The organism is Bacillus licheniformis DSM 13 = ATCC 14580 (genome assembly GCF_000011645.1).
Classification (GTDB): domain Bacteria; phylum Bacillota; class Bacilli; order Bacillales; family Bacillaceae; genus Bacillus; species Bacillus licheniformis.
Window position 1 is genome coordinate 3,813,320 of the sequence record NC_006270.3, and the last position, 15,471, is coordinate 3,828,790.

Genomic DNA, 15,471 nt, shown 5'->3' on the forward strand with positions numbered 1-15,471 from the left:
TCATTCAAGTGACGCTTAAAGACGGTTCTCCGAATTCAAGCGGCAGCCCGACGTAATTCTCGGCAAGACTTTGAGCGGCCGCCGTTGAAGTCGTAACATGGTCAAGTTCAGCCAATTGAATCTGGTAGTCAAAAGGGGTGTAGCCGTGATGGCGATGCAGCAGGGATGTCATATACCAGGAAAAGCGTTCAGCTTTCCAGACGCGGCGGAGGCAAGACTCAGAATAGCCGGCCAGCCGTTCGATTCTTCCGGTTTCGTAATAGTCTTCGAGCGCCCATGCAAGCCGCTGGACATCCGCCATCGCAAGGTTCAGGCCTTTCGCACCTGTCGGGGGTACAATATGCGCGGCATCCCCCGCTAAATAGAGTCTGCCGTATTGCATTGGATCGCATATAAAGCTTCTCATCGAGACAATGTTTTTTTGAATGATCGGGCCTTCAGTCAGCTTCCATCCGTCATCGGCCGACAGCCTTAGGTGAAGCTTCTCCCATATCCTTTCGTCCGGCCAGTTCCCGACTGAATCTGCAGGACTGACTTGCAGGTAAAGCCGCTGGATTTCCGGTGTCCTTGTGCTGACGAGGGCAAACCCGTCTTCATGATGGGCATATACAAGTTCAGGCGAGGACGGAGGGGCTTCAGCCAATATGCCGAGCCATCCGTAAGGGTACACCTTTTCGTACTCTTTGCGGATCTCCTTCGGAATGCTTTGTCTGCTCGGCCCGTGAAAGCCGTCGCACCCTGCGATGAAATCGCAGTTCAGTTCTTCTGTATCGCCGTTTTCATTCTGATAAGTGATGACAGGCGCTTCTGTATCAATATTTGAAAGGCGGACGTCAGACACATTGAAAACGATGCGCCCTTCCGATTGCAGGCGGGCGGCGATTAAATCTTTGATCACTTCATGCTGGGGATAGATGGCAATGTATTTCCCCCCCGTCAGCTTGTGCATATCAATTCTGTGCCGCTTGCCGCCAAAGCGAATCTCAATTCCTTGATGAAACATAGCTGTTTTCATCATCCGTTCACCGGCACCTGTTTCATTCAGCAAATCTACCGTCATCTGTTCTAGAACGCCTGCACGGACGGTCTCTTCAATCTCCTTTCGCGAGCGGGATTCGATCACAACCGCTTCGATTCCCCTGCGGTGGAGCAGGTTAGCGAGCATAAGCCCGGCAGGTCCCGCTCCGATAATTCCCACTTGTGTCCGCAAAATGGTTTCCTCCCTTTATCCATGTTTTGATGTGGCTTCTAATGTATACCCGGCGCTTTCCGACTTAGAGACAAAATCAAATGAAGCGTGTTTCTCTTGGACGAGCATGATGCCGAGTGCAGCAAAAACACTCGGGATCGCGAACACCATGAAAGCCTGCTTCGGCTCCATGCCGGAAGCAAGGATCAATGCAAACAGCGAAGGCGCAATGATCGCTCCGAGTCTGCCGACCCCGAGCGCCCAGCCGATGCCGGTCGCTCTGATTTCTTTCGGATAATACTCAGAAATATAAGGATTGGCGATATTTTGCGCTCCGACGGTGCATGCCCCGCCTAAGGCAATCAGCAAGTACAGAAGAACGGGGTTCATCGTCATTCCAAATGCTGCAAAACAAAAGGCTCCGATGACATACATAGCCGCAAGCACATTTTTATGGCCGGCTTTATCTGCCAAATATCCGCCGAATACCGCTCCTGCGGCTTGTCCGCAGCAAAGCGCCAAGTTGAATGACAAGCTTGACGACAGCCCGTAGCCTGACGCCTGCATCATTTTCGGAAGCCATGTATTTAAGCCGTAAACCATGAGAAGGCAGCTGAAAACGGAAAGCCAGAATGCGAATGTGCTGGCTGCACGTTTTTGTCCAAACAGTTTTTTTACCGGAAAGCCTTTCTTTTCTTTCGCAATCACCGAGATTTGATAATTGTCGTCTTCCCTGTAGCGTCCCGCCGGATGCACCTGATTGAAAATCTCAGCCAGCGCTTTCGTCTTTTTCTTCAAAACGTAAAATGACAGAGATTCGGGAAACCTGCTGAAAAAGAACGGGAGCACGAAGAGCGGCACGGCTCCGATCAGATAGAGCACTCTCCAGCTTGTCACGGGCACGGCGAACATGCCGACGAGGGAAGCCAGCACACCGCCTGCAGAATAGCCGCAATACATAGCGGCTACAATCACCGCTCTGTTTTTTTTCGGCGAATACTCTGTCATCAGCGAAATGGCATTCGGCATCAACCCGCCCATTCCAAGCGCAGCGAGAAACCGCATGATCGTAAACAAAAGCGGAGAATCGATCAGACCGGCTGCTGCAGTAAACAGGCTGAACAGAAAGATACAGAAGCCCAACACCTTTTTGCGGCCGTATTGATCTGCGATCGGCGAAAAAATAAGCGCGCCGAGCATCATGCCGATCAATGTATAGCTCCCGATCGCTCCGGCTTGGATGGCGGTCAGGCTCCATTCCTCCATCAGCCATGGCAGGCTGACGCCGTACATTGCAATATCATAACCGTCAAAGGCAATGGCGAAAAAACACCACAGGAAAACAGTCAGGTGCACTTTGTTAAATTTGCTGGCCGCCATGACTTCCGCTGGATGAACTGAACGATTTTTCATGTTCCCCTCCACGATTCTTATCGTATTATGAAAGCAGCTTAACGCACGGTATCTTTTTCATTGAAAGCGTGCGTGCGAGCTTTTTGTCCCGCCGGCTCGAATGCCATGACGACATTGGAGCTCCCGGAAGACTGACCGTATCCGTAAAACGTGCTTTTACATCCGTCCTCCAGCACGCCCAATAGCATTGCAATGTGGCGGCCGCCGGCTTCAAGCCCGGCGTTTTTAGCATATTGAGGCAGCATCTGCTGAGCTGATAAAAGATCGTTGTCTGTTAAGTAGGTCAAAAATTGTGCATCGAGGGCCTGTTCGGCCAATGTCGGCATACATTCCGGCCCCCTCACCAAATGATGGCTTAGCGCCCCGCTGCTGATGAACACGGTTTTCTTTCTGCTTTCTTTCAGCACTCTTCCGGCAAGCCGGCCCCACAAATGCGTTTCTTCCAGGTTCGCGGCCAATGTAACCGATAAATCGATAACCGGAATATCTCCCTTTGGAACGAGGTAGCGCAGCGGAACGACCGTCCCGTAATCCCAGCAGTAAGCTGGATCATTGACAGGAATGACGGAAAGCCCCCCTTCTCTGCCGGCTTCAGCCAATTGCAGCGCCAATTCAGTGTCCCCGGGGTAAGAATACGGAACATCGGAAATTAAATTCGGACACTCCAAAGCCGTTAAAACGCCTTGATGGTCGGGAGCTGCATCGATCAGATGGTCAAAGCTTGACGTCCAGTGACAGGAAATCAGGACAACGGCATCGGGCTCAATTCTTTCAATAATCCTGGAGAGCCTCTTCATGCCCTTGACCAGCTCTCTTTGGAAGTCAGGGGTTTTATCTTCAAAACACATCCTCGGTGTATGCGGAACAAGCGCCGCCAATTCGATTGACATGTAGATTCCTCCCATCGCCTTCTTTAAGGTCTTAATTTTGAGACCGGTGTGCCGCCTATGCCCCAGTGGCTTTTAGAAACTTCGGTGACAAGAACGCGGACGTTTTCCTTCGGAGAGTCTAGGGTGGCGCTCAACGTTTCCGTCACTTTTCGAATGACTTCCTCGACCTTTTCAGGCGGCCGGCCTTCTAATAGTTGAATATGAACAATCGGCATATCATAATCACCTCAGGTTATGGCTTGACCGAAAATGATACATCTCCCAGCCCTTCTACTTGTGCTGAAACGCGGTCGCCCGGCTGCAGCATGACAGCTCCCGTTACACCGCCCGTTAAAATGATGCTGCCAGCCGCAAGCTTTTGTTTTTTCCGGGAGAGCATGTTGGCGAGCATGGCCGCCGAATTTGCGGGATGCCCGACAACCGCTGCTCCAGTGCCCCGCTCTTTGACCTCGCCGTTTATCATTAAAGAGACTCTTGCTTCATCCAGCTTGAAATCGTCCGGCTTCTTCACTTTTTCACCTAACACCACTCTTGAAGATGACGCATTGTCCGCGATGACGTCAGGCAAAGTGAATGAGAAATTTTCATAGCGGCTGTCAATCACTTCTAGAACGGGAATCAATTCAGCAACGGCTTCAAGGACCTGCTCCTTTGTAACACCCGGTCCTTCAATATCCTCCCCCAGCACAAAAGCAATCTCTGCTTCAACCTTCGGGTGAATCAGCTCGTTCATCCGGATGCTTCCGCCGTTTGGCACGATCATATCTTCAAAAATATAACCGTAGATCGGCTCCTCGACGTTCATCTGCTTCATTTTCGCCCGGCTGGTCAGTCCCATTTTCGGACCGATGATGCTATTGCCATCCCATAATTTAAGCTGAATCAGCTCTTCTTGGATCGCATACGCCTCTTCAACGGTCAGCTCCGGGTAGTCCTTTGTGATTCTTTCAACTTCACGCTTCTCTGTTTCGGCAAGATACAAGAGTCGCGCCGTATCTTTTAATGCTGCGGTATTCATCCGCTTCCCCCCTTTTACAGCTTGATGCAAATATTGGTTAATTCGCTGAAGAATTCGAGGCTGTGAATGCCTCCTTCTCGTCCGAGTCCGCTCTGTTTCATGCCGCCAAACGGCGTCCGAAGATCGCGGAGAAACCAGCTGTTGACCCACACCATGCCCGATTCGATTTGCCCGGCTACGCGGTGCGCCCGGCGGAGGTCGTTCGTCCATAAGGTCGCGCTTAACCCGTAATGTGTGTCGTTAGCCTGTGCAATCACTTCCTCCTCATCGTCGAACGGAATCACCGTTACGACCGGACCGAAGATTTCTTCTTTGATGAGCCTGGAATTGCGTGAAAGTCCGGTGATAATCGTCGGTTCAAGAAAGCAGCCGGATTCCTGTCCTTCAGGGCGTTTTCCTCCGGTTAAAATATTGCCGCCTTCCCGTTTGGCCAATTCGATGTAGTTCATCACACGCTCTGTGTGTTCAGAAGAAATCAAGGCGCCGATATTCGTGTCCGGATCAAAAGGATCGCCGACTTTGAGCTTTTTCGTTTTCTCAACGAACTTGTTCAGAAATTCGTCATACGCTTCCCTCTCGACATAGATGCGGGAGCCGCTCATACATACTTCCCCCTGGTTGACGAAACTCGATTTCAATGAGGTGCTGACGGCTTCATCCATGTCGGCATCGGCAAAAATAATGTTCGGGTTCTTCCCTCCCAATTCAAAGGAAAGTTTCTTTAATGTTTTCGAAGCAGCTTCCATAATGACTTTGCCGGTTGTCGTTTCTCCGGTGAAAGATATCGCATCGACATCGGGATGCTCAGAAAGCGCAGCACCGGCGGAATCTGGTCCAAATCCGTGGACGATATTAACGACTCCGTCAGGCATCCCTGCATCATGGCAGATTTCCCCGAGAAGGGTGGCTGTCATCGGCGTCAGTTCAGCCGGTTTGATAACGGCTGTATTTCCCGCCGCCAGGCAAGGCGCCAATTTCCACGTCAGCAAAAGAAGCGGCAAGTTCCACGGATTGATCAGCCCGACGACGCCGACCGGACGGCGAATCGCATAATTGATTGCAAGATCGTCAGTTTGATAAGCTTCCGTTCCGGCTCCTCTCATAAAATCCGCAAAGAAATGAAAGTTGAAAGCGGCACGTGGAATATCCAAAGTGCTTGAGAGCGAAAGCGGTTTTCCCGTATCCAATGTCTCAAGCCTCGCCAGTTCGTCTTTACGCTCAAGTATGATGTCGCCGACCTTTCTGATGATCCGAATCCTTTCGTCAGCGGTCATGTTTTTCCAGCGTCCGTTTAATGCACGCCTGGCTGCCGCGACTGCAAGATCGACCTCTTTTTTGCCTCCTTCCGCAACGCTTCCGATAATTTCCTGTGTAGCCGGATTGATGTTGTCAAACGTGCTGCCTTTCTCTGAAGGAAAGTACCTGCCGTTTATGTAGTGCTGACAGTCAAAAGGTTTTACGAGTTTTTCCGATGGAGTTTGAACATTCATATTCTGCAAACATCCTCCTTTTCAAATCCTTTCCATTAAATTAAAGGATTTTAACTGACAAGAAAACAGCAATGTTCCTCTATGCGGAACAAATCAGACATTTTTTCCGAAAATTTGATATTTTCCGCTTTTTTATTTTTTATATCGTGTTATATTATGGAATAAAAGGAAACAAAAACAAGGGAGAGAGTTGAGGAACCTATGACTGTTGAGACGAAGGACCACCAGCTGCTCGGTTCAGTAAAAAATGCGCTTCGGCTGCTTCAATCGTTTACCTTAGACACACCGGAAAAGAAACTAACCGAACTCGCCTCGTCGCTTGGCCTCGGAAAAAGCACGGTCTCGCGCCTTTTGTCTACATTGGAAAGCGAAGGGTTTGTCATGAAGGACCCGGAATCCAGAAGATACAAGCTCGGCTTATCGGTCCTGCAGTTAAACACCATTGTCAACTCCACTCTTGAAATCAACCGCGAATCCCTGCCGGTCCTCAAACGGCTGACCGATGAGACCGGCGAAACGTCGCATATCGCGATGCGCCGCGGTCTCAGCGTCGTTTATCTCAATCGGACGGAATGCCCCCGCCCGGTCGAACTTCTCTCATATATCGGGCGGCAAAACCCGATGCACTGCACAAGCTCAGGTAAGGTGCTTCTCGCCTTTGATGAAGAGGGCATATTGGACGAGTATGTGAAGGAAGGCTTGAAAAGCTGTACGAAAGAAACCATTACAGACGGGGACAAATTGAGGGATGTGCTGAAAACCGTTAAAGAAAACGGATTTGACGTCAGTTGCGGGGAATTCATAGATGGTGTCACATCAATCTCAGCTCCCGTCAGAAACCACGCAGGTCGAGTGTTGTACGCCGTCAGTGTCGTAGGCCCTGCAAAACGCATCAAGGCCCGGCAGGCGAAAATCATTTACCAAGTGAAACAAGCGGCCCGGGATATTTCCGAAAGGATCGGGTACTGGAAACGAATATAAAAATTGGGGGAATCAGCTTTGTATGATCTTCACACGCACTTTATACCGCGCGATGTGCTGCTTTGGCTGGAAGACAATGAAAAGAGAGTCCACGCTGTCCGCGAAAAAAAGGCTGGATGCCAAGCGGAGTTTTTGACGGTCAATCACAAATGGGGCTTTGAATTAAAAGAGCTTTTCTACCAGGAGGCTTTATATTTGGAAGCCCAGCAGGAGGCCGGCGTCACACACTCATTGGTATCGCCGGTTCCCCAGCTTTTCCTTTACGATCTCGCCGAAGAAATCACGGACGAATTATCTTTTGTATACAACAAAGCGCTTGCCGAATGGGTTAAAAAATACGACGGCCGCCTCTCGGGACTCGGCACAGTCCCGCTGAACAGCCCTTCAAAGGCGAGCGAGCGCCTGAATGAAGCGATGAACAACGGGCTTAAAGGAGCGATTATCGGACCCGGCGCTTCGCAACTACTTCTCTCGGACGAAGCATTTACACCGTTTTGGGAAACGGCTGATAGAAGAAAAGCGATTATCTTTATACATCCGCTCCTTTCTGAAGATCCGCGGCTCCGCCGCAGGATGCTGCCAAACTTGATCGGCGTTCCGTGGGAAACGACGATTTGTGCCGCAGACCTTTTGTTAAGCGGGTTTACAGACCGGTTTCGCAATGTGAAAATTCTTTTGGCCCACGGAGGCGGCTTTTTGCCTTATCAGATCGGAAGACTGAACAAAGGGTATGACAAATGGGCCGGCGTTTCTTCATCGCTTTCGGCTCCGCCGCGCGAATATTTGCGGAAGTTTTGGTTTGATGGTGTGCTATGGGAGCAAGAAAGCGCGGCATATTTGAAGAAGCTTGTCGGAGAAGACCGCCTTGTTCCGGGTTCCGATTTTCCTTTCGACCTTTGTCAGTGGCCGCCTCTCGATCCCGGCCGGAAAGGAGCGGAGTCTCTGCTGAATGTAGCGATTGAAGCATAAAAAAAGGCGAACCTCTTCAGGTTCACCTTTTTCAGGAAGCCTATTACAGAGCTTGAGCCGCCGTAATCAGCGCAAGATTATAAACGTCCTCAGCGTTGCACCCTCTGGACAGGTCGTTTACAGGCATGTTCAGCCCTTGCAGAATCGGACCGACCGCTTCAAAGTTGCCGAGGCGCTGAGCGATTTTATAGCCGATATTCCCCGCTTCAAGGCTTGGGAAAACAAATACGTTTGCATCTCCTTTAATGACGGAGTCCGGCGCTTTTTTCTCAGCGACAGACGGAACGAATGCCGCGTCAAATTGGAATTCGCCGTCAAGTGTAAGCTCAGGCGCTTTTTCTTTTGCGATTGCAACCGCGTTGGCTACTTTTTCAGTTTCGTCTGATTTTGCCGAACCTTTTGTTGAAAAGCTGAGCATGGCGACACGAGGTTCGATGTCGAACATTTTCGCTGTGTTCGCACTTTCGATTGCGATTTCCGCAAGGTCCTGGCTGTCAGGCGCAATGTTGATCGCACAGTCTGCGAATACGTACTGCTCATCGCCGCGCGCCATGATAAAGACGCCTGATGTTTTCTTCACGCCTTCTTTTGTTTTAATAATTTGCAGCGCCGGGCGAACCGTATCCGCTGTTGAATGAGCCGCACCGCTGACAAGGCCGTCGGCAAGCCCTTTATAAACAAGCATCGTTCCAAAGTAGTTTTCGTCTAAAAGGATTTGGCGGGCCTGCTCTTCCGTCGCTTTGCCTTTGCGGCGTTCAACGAAAGCCTGAACAAGGTCTTCCATCCCTTCATATGTATGAGGATCGTATATGTCAACGCCATCCAGCGTTAAATTCAACCCGTTTGCTTTATCTTTGATTTCCTGCTCGTTTCCTACAAGGATCGGCTTTAACACGTTGTTTCCGGCCAATTTGTTGACAGCTGTAAGAATACGCTCGTCCAAACCTTCCGGAAATACGATTTTAACTCCTTTTCCTGCTACTTTTCCCTGCACTGTTGTAAATAGATCTGCCACTATATACCCTCCTTGAAAGTGTCACAAATACTTCATTTCTCTATTAAGCATACTCTTTTGTGATATAAATTCAATCCTTCTGTATTTTATTATAACGTTTACACTTTTTAAACGCTTTTTTTAATTAATTTAATTTCAGAAAGGCTTTAAACACTTCTATTAGTATATAACAGCCTTTCCCAGTTATACGACAGATGGTCACCTTTTGTTCAAAACTTCTAAACGGATAAAACGCGGCAAACTATGATATGATGAAGACAAGTACATACAAATTGGGAGTGATTGCAAAATGAGCGAACAGCAAAAAACGAATGAAGCCGCACAAACGCTTGACGGCTGGTATGCCCTTCACGATTTCCGGACAATGGACTGGTCCGCATGGAAAATGCTTTCAAGCGATGAGCGCCAGATCATTATCAGCGAATTTACCGGCCTTCTTGAAAAATGGGGAGCTGCCCAAAAAGAAGGAAACGGAAGCCATACGCTTTACAGCATCGTCGGCCAGAAAGCGGACTTCATGCTGATGATTTTGCGCCCTACGATGGAGGAATTAAATCAAATCGAACTCGAGTTCAATAAATCCAAACTCGCTGAATACACGATACCTGCTTATTCATACGTATCCGTTGTCGAGCTGAGCAACTATATGGGAAGCGGAGACGGAGACCCTTACGAAAATCCGCAAGTGCGGGCGCGCCTGTACCCTGAGCTCCCGGATGCCAAATATGTCTGCTTCTATCCGATGGATAAAAGAAGATCGGGCGATGACAACTGGTACATGCTGTCTATGGAAGAGAGAAGAAACTTGATGCGCAGCCACGGAATGATCGGACGCGGCTATGCGGGAAAAGTAAAACAGATTATTACCGGCTCAATCGGATTTGACGATTATGAGTGGGGTGTCACGCTCTTTTCAGATGATGTGCTTCAGTTCAAAAAGCTCGTCTATGAAATGCGCTTTGATGAAGTAAGCGCCCGCTACGGTGAATTCGGTTCGTTCTTTGTCGGCAACCGCCTTGCAAAAGAACAGCTGCCTGCATTTTTGCATGTGTAATGATAAAAAAGCTCCAAAGGCCGAGGTCTTTGGAGCTTTTTTGCCTATTTACTTGCAGTTGCACGGCTGTGTAGGCGGAGTCGCCCGTTTTTGCACTTCGATTGAAGATTCGGCATAGAAAGTCGATCCGAGCCCCAGTACTCTGTTCTCCGCCCGGAATGTATACTTTCCTGCGGCAGGCAGCGTTTTGTTGGCCAGCACCAGCTTAAACTCCGCAATGCCCAGCAGATCAATTGTAAGCGGCAGCCTTACCGTTTTTCCGTTGTTCAAAATTTGCCCTGTTGTCAGCGCTCTTCCATTCACCGTATCTTTCGTTGTGGCGGAAAATCCCGACGGCAAAGTAAATTCAACCGTTCCCAGCGCCAAGATTGAGTTAGGACGATATGTTAACTCAATATCCGAGAACGACCACTCCTGTTTGCTGGCGCCTGTTATCACCGAATACAAGGAAGCGCTCGCAGCCGGGCGGTAGACAGATTCAGTTTTTGTTGTTTGGGCGCTGGCCTGGAACGAAGGCAGGAAAATCGAAGCCATCATCACGAGACTAACCGCCAAGATTGACAATTTAGAACGATACATTCTTTTCAACACAGCAATTCCCCCAAGTCATCATTTTTTTCATATTCGTCATGACGAAAGCGTGCAAGAAAGATGTAAAATCAAGCAACGCCTTCTTTCCAAAGCGCCGGCACTTTGGTGATTTCTATTAAAAACTACCATTTTTTCTGCTTGTAGTAAATGTTTTCCATGTCATATTTTTAAAATAAATGCAAAATAATAGAATTTAACCAGGCGTTGTTCCTCTTGATTTTCTCCGCTGTGCTTTAGTAAAGGACAAAAGGCCTGCCCGCTTCCCTTCTCTTCATTCTCCTGATTTTTTGTTGACAAACGATGGATCTGGCTGTACATTATTGACATTATTGAAGCATCACGAACCGAGTTTATGATTGACATAACCTTGCTTTTTCTCCATTCATGTTTTGAATGGATGAAGAAAGGAACGAAAAATGCCTAAATTGGTTTCTTCAAATCTTGTAAAAGGTAAGATCATCAATATTAGTCCGCCGCAGACGCTGGCTCTTAGTTTCTTGATTATCATTGCGATCGGGGCTTGTTTATTGAAGCTGCCTGGCGCCTCCACTACTTATATCTCATGGGTGGATGCTTTATTTACGGCCACCTCGGCAACTACGGTAACTGGCCTTGTTGTTGTAGATACAGGGGCAGATTTTACAGTTTTCGGACAAACCGTTATTATGTGCCTGATTCAAATCGGCGGGCTCGGCTTAATGACGTTTGCCGTCCTCGTCGTCATGATGATCGGCAAAAAAATCGGCTTGCAGCAGCGGATTCTTGTTCAAGAAGCATTTAACCAGACTTCTTTAGGCGGGCTTGTCCGCTTGGTCAAGCACCTGTTTATTTTCACGATTGTCATAGAATTTGTGGCGTTTCTGATCCTTTCGATCAGATGGGTTCCTGAATATGGTTTGCAAAAAGGCTTGTTTCATAGTTTGTTTAACACGATTTCAGCCTTTAACAATGCGGGATTTTCCCTGTGGCCTGACAACTTGTCTCAATATGTCGGCGATCCGATTGTCAACCTTGTCATCACAGGCCTTTTCATTACAGGGGGAATCGGCTTTACCGTTCTGCTGGATTTATGGACAAAGCGAAACTTCCGGAAATTATCGCTGCATTCCAAGCTCATGATCGTTGGAACATTGATCATCAATACGACAGCCGCGTTGCTGATTTTCATTTTAGAATACTCGAATCCGGGTACGCTCGGCGGACTGCCTTTGGCCGACAAAATGTGGGGCGCTTACTTCCAAGGCGTGACACCGAGAACTGCCGGATTCAATACGCTTGATATCGCCCAGATGACAACGCCGTCCCTCCTGTTAATCATCGTTTTGATGTTTATCGGAGCCGGAAGTGCGTCAACGGGAAGCGGAATTAAACTGACAACGTATATCGTGATGATCTTGGCGACGATCACCTTTTTAAGGGGGAAAAGCGAGACGGTTGTGTTCAAAAGGGCGATTAAGATGAAAACCATTTTAAGAGCTTTAGCCATCATTGTGATCAGTTTTTTATTCGTGCTTTTCGCATTATTTATATTGACGATCACAGAGAATGCCCCATTTTTGAAAATCGTCTTTGAAGTATTTTCCGCTTTCGGAACAGTCGGCCTGTCGATGGGACTGACACCTGATTTAACGGCCGCAGGCAAAGCGGTTATCATGATGATGATGTTTATCGGCCGCGTCGGGCCTCTGACTATGGCGTTTACGCTGGCCAAGCCGAAGAAGGCGCCGATCCGCCATCCTGAAGATGAAGTGATTACAGGCTAATATGCAGAAAGACCGCTCTATTCACGAGCGGTCTTTTTGTTTTTCTCTTTCCAACATGATGTGTCGTCATATTCCCTCCCGCCCGTTCATACTGTAAAAGGGATGGGAAATATTGATCTATCATCTTGAGTCAGCCCACAGCTTTTCAGCCGGATCGTCTTCATAGCAGCACTTTATCATTCCTCATGTATAGATGGTAGGCATGACTTTGACACAATGAAATGAGGAGGAACGAGATGAAATTTAAAAAAAATCAGTTTCAGCCGCTTCAGGAGCTTGAGATGCCGGATTTCCGGCAGCAAATGGGCCCCAATCCTTATCCGCAGATGGGGCAGATGGGGCAAATGTACCAGCAGCAGGGACAGCAGCCTTTCACCCAAATGGGAGGGCAGCAATCGTATCAGCAGCCCGGTCCCCAGCTGACCCAGCCGCAGCCGGCAGGCGTCCAGGTCCCTCCAATGCCTTCAGGACAGCAGCCTTCACCGAGCATCCCAGGCATGCTGCCGCTTGAGCAATCCTACATTGAAAACATTTTGCGGCTCAATCGCGGAAAAGTGGCAACCGTATATATGACATTCGAAAACAATCCGGAATGGAATGCGAAAGTCTTTCGGGGAGAAATTGAAGCAGCCGGCCGCGACCACATCATTTTAAGCGACAGAAAAACGGGCACACGCTATTTGCTGCTCATGGTGTATCTTGACTATATTACGTTTGATGAGCCGATCACTTATGATTATCCGTATTCAATGGCCTCATATACACCAAGATAAAGGTTCGGTTTAACTAAGCCGAACCCTTTTTTTATAGATGTTAAGCGAAGTTTCTCACATCATTATTGCGTTTGAATTTGTAAATGACGATGAGGAAAAAGACAGCAGCGAAAGCAAACAGAATCATGATATTCAAATACAGACCTTGAAGCTGCTGTCCCTCCTGCAATTTTGCCAGCGTATCCAACACCCACCGCTGCGGAAGAAAGTCCGCGATTCGCTGTGCGAAAGACGGCATGATTTCAACCGGCCAAAAACATCCCGACAGCATGATCGTCGGCATAAAAATCAAATTTCGCAATACCCCGGATGACCTGGAGCTGTTTGCAAAGACGACTGTGATCAATGCCAGGCCGACCGCGCTCAGCGCAAAGATCAGCAGCACCGCTGCCATCTCCCAAAATGAGATGCCGGTTTCCATCCGGAAAACATATTTCACCATAATCAATGTTAAAAAGGTTTGGCATGTGATGACAGACATACTGACGGCCACATTGGACATGACGTACTGCCTTGCCGTTATCGGTGTGGTCAAAAGCCTGAAATACGTTCTGTTCTCTTTTTCCTTTACTAACAGTTCGGTCAAGCTTCCCGCTGAAAAAAGCATCGCCATCAGAAGAAAACCGACCGTCCGCTCCGTCATGTTTCTATTTTTCGCCGTGTCTTCAATCGTAGATGTTTTGACACTCGTTTCAGAATTCCGGTAATTTTTATACATTTCCTCAAAGCGCTTTTCATTCCCCTGCGCCGATTTGCCGATTGCGGCGATATTATCAATATAATGATAGACATACGATTTCACGAATCCGGTGATTTCAGCGCCTTTGACAGATGCGATTGCGATGTGAGCCGGTTCGCCGCTCTGCACGCTTTGAGAAAAGCCTTGTTCAAACGTAATGACGCAATCAAGCTCCCCTGCCGCAACTTGACTTTTCCCTTCTGCTTCACTGACCGCACTGATGTTGACATTCTCGATCCCCTTCAAAAAATCCTTAGTATCTTCGGCGATTCGTCCGCCGTCATGATTGATGATTCCGACGCGCAAATCCGTCTTTTCCATGCTTCCCTCTGTCAAAAGCGATACGAATATGCCTAGCAAGGGCAGACATACAAACAGAAAGATATTGATCTTCTTTTTAAAAGTGACATTCAGTGTGTTTTTGACAAGCCATAGCATTTCTTTCATCCTACAGCCCCTCCCTTCTCTGCAATGAGACAACGGCAATCAGCAGAAATAACAGGGATAAGCCGATGTTCAGCAAGATGGCAGGCAGCCCTGCCGCTAAATCGTCCGCAAATATGATGTTCATAATAGCTTCGTTCGTCCAGGCGAGCGGAGACAGGTCTGTGATCAAAGCTAAAACACCTTCCGCATCGTCGACAGGAAAATAAGCGCCCCCGAAAAATGCAACTAGCGGAATCAACACGTTAATGATCGCCACTGCCGCTTCCCCCGTTCTCGTCAAATAACTGACGCCGAGGCCGAGGCATACGGCAAACAATACGATGCTGAACAGCACGGCCGCTACAAGCCCAAGATGCTCTCCCCAGTACGCTTTAAATACGTATTTGCTGACTGCGACGACGGCAAAAATACACAATCCGTTTGTCACAAGATTGCCGATCAGCTTACCCGCAAAGATCTCGCCTTTATGAACCGGTGCCGCGATCAGCCGGTCGGCTGTTTTTCTAAGCCGCTCCCCCCTTATTAAATAGCTGGCGCTTAATGCACTGTAAAGCGCGATCAGAGTGGTCATGGCAACCGCATAATAATCCATGGAGCTGGGCTTTCTGTCTGAGCTGAGCGACGTCTCCTTGATATAATTGTCGCCCGGTGCGTCCCCGAGCACGGCGCCCGCTTGCTCAGGAGCAGCTTTGATGATCTCCGCTGCGGCATTGTACCGGTTTGCAAACGCGGTCAGCATTCCTTGAATAATGCTGTTTTTCATACTGTTTTTATCCATTTGGTAAAGCTTGATGCCGCTGTTTTCGATCTCAAGATAAGCATCGTAGTTCCCCTGTTTGATTTCTTGTTTTTCATCCATATCGGACAACACTTTTTTAAAATGAACGCCGGATGTTTTCGCTTCCTTTACGAATGTTTTAAAGCCTTGCGAAAACGCTCCGTCAGAATTGTCTTTATACAAAACACGAACCTCGCCGACCGCTGCTTGTTGATCGAAAGCATTCGTCAGCGCAGTGCCTAAAATCATAATCAGTACAATCGGAAATGCCAGCATAAAAAGGAACGTCCGTTTGTCCCGAAAAGCAGATACAATTTCTTTTTTCGCAATGATGAGTGTATTCAAACCTTGGACCTCCTTT

General features: G+C 48.4%; 15 protein-coding genes. 5 read left to right on the top strand and 10 right to left on the bottom strand.

Annotated elements, in window-relative coordinates; translation table 11 throughout:
• Positions 1-4: 4 nt before the first annotated feature.
• Genes pobA through TRNA_RS41140 form a run of 6 tightly spaced genes read right to left on the bottom strand, consistent with a single transcriptional unit; the run spans position 5 to position 6,000 of the window.
• On the bottom strand, positions 5-1,210 hold the full coding sequence (gene pobA, locus TRNA_RS41115) for a 4-hydroxybenzoate 3-monooxygenase (RefSeq protein WP_011198399.1): 1,206 nt from the start codon (positions 1,208-1,210) through the stop codon (positions 5-7).
• A 15-nt stretch (positions 1,211-1,225) separates the two neighbouring features.
• Positions 1,226-2,602 carry an MFS transporter gene (locus TRNA_RS41120; protein ID WP_009329802.1) on the bottom strand — a complete coding sequence of 459 codons (1,377 nt, stop codon included), beginning with the start codon at positions 2,600-2,602 and terminating at the stop codon, positions 1,226-1,228.
• 38 nt (positions 2,603-2,640) lie between these two features.
• The gene (locus TRNA_RS41125; protein WP_003186107.1) at positions 2,641-3,492 is read right to left on the bottom strand and encodes an extradiol ring-cleavage dioxygenase; all 852 of its coding nucleotides are present in this window, start codon (positions 3,490-3,492) and stop codon (positions 2,641-2,643) included.
• Between the two features lie 23 nt (positions 3,493-3,515).
• Positions 3,516-3,707, bottom strand: a complete 192-nt coding sequence (locus TRNA_RS41130; protein WP_003186109.1) for a 4-oxalocrotonate tautomerase — start codon at positions 3,705-3,707, stop codon at positions 3,516-3,518.
• 17 nt (positions 3,708-3,724) lie between these two features.
• The gene (locus TRNA_RS41135; RefSeq protein ID WP_003186110.1) at positions 3,725-4,510 is read right to left on the bottom strand and encodes a 2-keto-4-pentenoate hydratase; all 786 of its coding nucleotides are present in this window, start codon (positions 4,508-4,510) and stop codon (positions 3,725-3,727) included.
• Positions 4,511-4,524: 14 nt separating this feature from the next.
• Complete coding sequence (locus TRNA_RS41140; RefSeq protein ID WP_009329803.1) at positions 4,525-6,000, bottom strand: aldehyde dehydrogenase; 1,476 nt, start codon at positions 5,998-6,000, stop codon at positions 4,525-4,527.
• 201 nt (positions 6,001-6,201) lie between these two features.
• Here TRNA_RS41140 and TRNA_RS41145 point away from each other — a divergent pair, with 201 nt between their 5' ends.
• Complete coding sequence (locus tag TRNA_RS41145) at positions 6,202-6,981, top strand: IclR family transcriptional regulator (protein ID WP_009329804.1); 780 nt, start codon at positions 6,202-6,204, stop codon at positions 6,979-6,981.
• An 18-nt stretch (positions 6,982-6,999) separates the two neighbouring features.
• Entirely contained in the window at positions 7,000-7,950 is a 951-nt protein-coding gene (locus TRNA_RS41150) for an amidohydrolase family protein (RefSeq protein WP_003186115.1), read from the top strand.
• Between the two features lie 43 nt (positions 7,951-7,993).
• Here TRNA_RS41150 and pta read toward each other — a convergent pair whose 3' ends face one another.
• Complete coding sequence (gene pta, locus TRNA_RS41155) at positions 7,994-8,965, bottom strand: phosphate acetyltransferase (RefSeq protein ID WP_003186117.1); 972 nt, start codon at positions 8,963-8,965, stop codon at positions 7,994-7,996.
• Between the two features lie 289 nt (positions 8,966-9,254).
• On the opposite strand from pta, the gene hemQ reads away from it, so the two are divergent.
• Entirely contained in the window at positions 9,255-10,019 is a 765-nt protein-coding gene (gene hemQ, locus TRNA_RS41160) for a hydrogen peroxide-dependent heme synthase (RefSeq protein WP_003186119.1), read from the top strand.
• Between the two features lie 48 nt (positions 10,020-10,067).
• Here the strand turns inward: hemQ and bslA are convergent, their stop codons facing one another.
• Positions 10,068-10,607 carry a biofilm surface layer hydrophobin BslA gene (bslA, locus tag TRNA_RS41165; protein ID WP_011198400.1) on the bottom strand — a complete coding sequence of 180 codons (540 nt, stop codon included), beginning with the start codon at positions 10,605-10,607 and terminating at the stop codon, positions 10,068-10,070.
• Positions 10,608-11,026: 419 nt separating this feature from the next.
• Here bslA and TRNA_RS41175 point away from each other — a divergent pair, with 419 nt between their 5' ends.
• Positions 11,027-12,373: a TrkH family potassium uptake protein gene (locus tag TRNA_RS41175; protein ID WP_011198402.1), complete on the top strand. Its 1,347-nt coding sequence runs from the start codon at positions 11,027-11,029 to the stop codon at positions 12,371-12,373.
• A 236-nt stretch (positions 12,374-12,609) separates the two neighbouring features.
• Positions 12,610-13,146 carry a spore coat protein GerQ gene (gene gerQ, locus TRNA_RS41180; RefSeq protein ID WP_011198403.1) on the top strand — a complete coding sequence of 179 codons (537 nt, stop codon included), beginning with the start codon at positions 12,610-12,612 and terminating at the stop codon, positions 13,144-13,146.
• Between the two features lie 40 nt (positions 13,147-13,186).
• Here gerQ and TRNA_RS41185 read toward each other — a convergent pair whose 3' ends face one another.
• The gene (locus TRNA_RS41185) at positions 13,187-14,332 is read right to left on the bottom strand and encodes an ABC transporter permease (RefSeq protein ID WP_003186129.1); all 1,146 of its coding nucleotides are present in this window, start codon (positions 14,330-14,332) and stop codon (positions 13,187-13,189) included.
• Position 14,333: 1 nt separating this feature from the next.
• Positions 14,334-15,455 carry an ABC transporter permease gene (locus TRNA_RS41190; protein ID WP_003186131.1) on the bottom strand — a complete coding sequence of 374 codons (1,122 nt, stop codon included), beginning with the start codon at positions 15,453-15,455 and terminating at the stop codon, positions 14,334-14,336.
• Between the last annotated feature and the right edge of the window lie 16 nt (positions 15,456-15,471).

What these genes read in the sequence shown, in the direction of transcription:
- TRNA_RS41120 (WP_009329802.1), bottom strand. Translation starts at nt 2,602, where the DNA reads ATGAAAAATCGTTCAGTTCATCCAGCGGAAGTCATGGCGGCCAGCAAA.
- TRNA_RS41125 (WP_003186107.1), bottom strand. Translation starts at nt 3,492, where the DNA reads ATGTCAATCGAATTGGCGGCGCTTGTTCCGCATACACCGAGGATGTGT.
- TRNA_RS41130 (WP_003186109.1), bottom strand. Translation starts at nt 3,707, where the DNA reads ATGCCGATTGTTCATATTCAACTATTAGAAGGCCGGCCGCCTGAAAAG.
- TRNA_RS41135 (WP_003186110.1), bottom strand. Translation starts at nt 4,510, where the DNA reads ATGAATACCGCAGCATTAAAAGATACGGCGCGACTCTTGTATCTTGCC.
- TRNA_RS41140 (WP_009329803.1), bottom strand. Translation starts at nt 6,000, where the DNA reads ATGAATGTTCAAACTCCATCGGAAAAACTCGTAAAACCTTTTGACTGT.
- TRNA_RS41145 (WP_009329804.1), top strand. Translation starts at nt 6,202, where the DNA reads ATGACTGTTGAGACGAAGGACCACCAGCTGCTCGGTTCAGTAAAAAAT.
- hemQ (WP_003186119.1), top strand. Translation starts at nt 9,255, where the DNA reads ATGAGCGAACAGCAAAAAACGAATGAAGCCGCACAAACGCTTGACGGC.
- TRNA_RS41175 (WP_011198402.1), top strand. Translation starts at nt 11,027, where the DNA reads ATGCCTAAATTGGTTTCTTCAAATCTTGTAAAAGGTAAGATCATCAAT.
- gerQ (WP_011198403.1), top strand. Translation starts at nt 12,610, where the DNA reads ATGAAATTTAAAAAAAATCAGTTTCAGCCGCTTCAGGAGCTTGAGATG.
- TRNA_RS41185 (WP_003186129.1), bottom strand. Translation starts at nt 14,332, where the DNA reads ATGAAAGAAATGCTATGGCTTGTCAAAAACACACTGAATGTCACTTTT.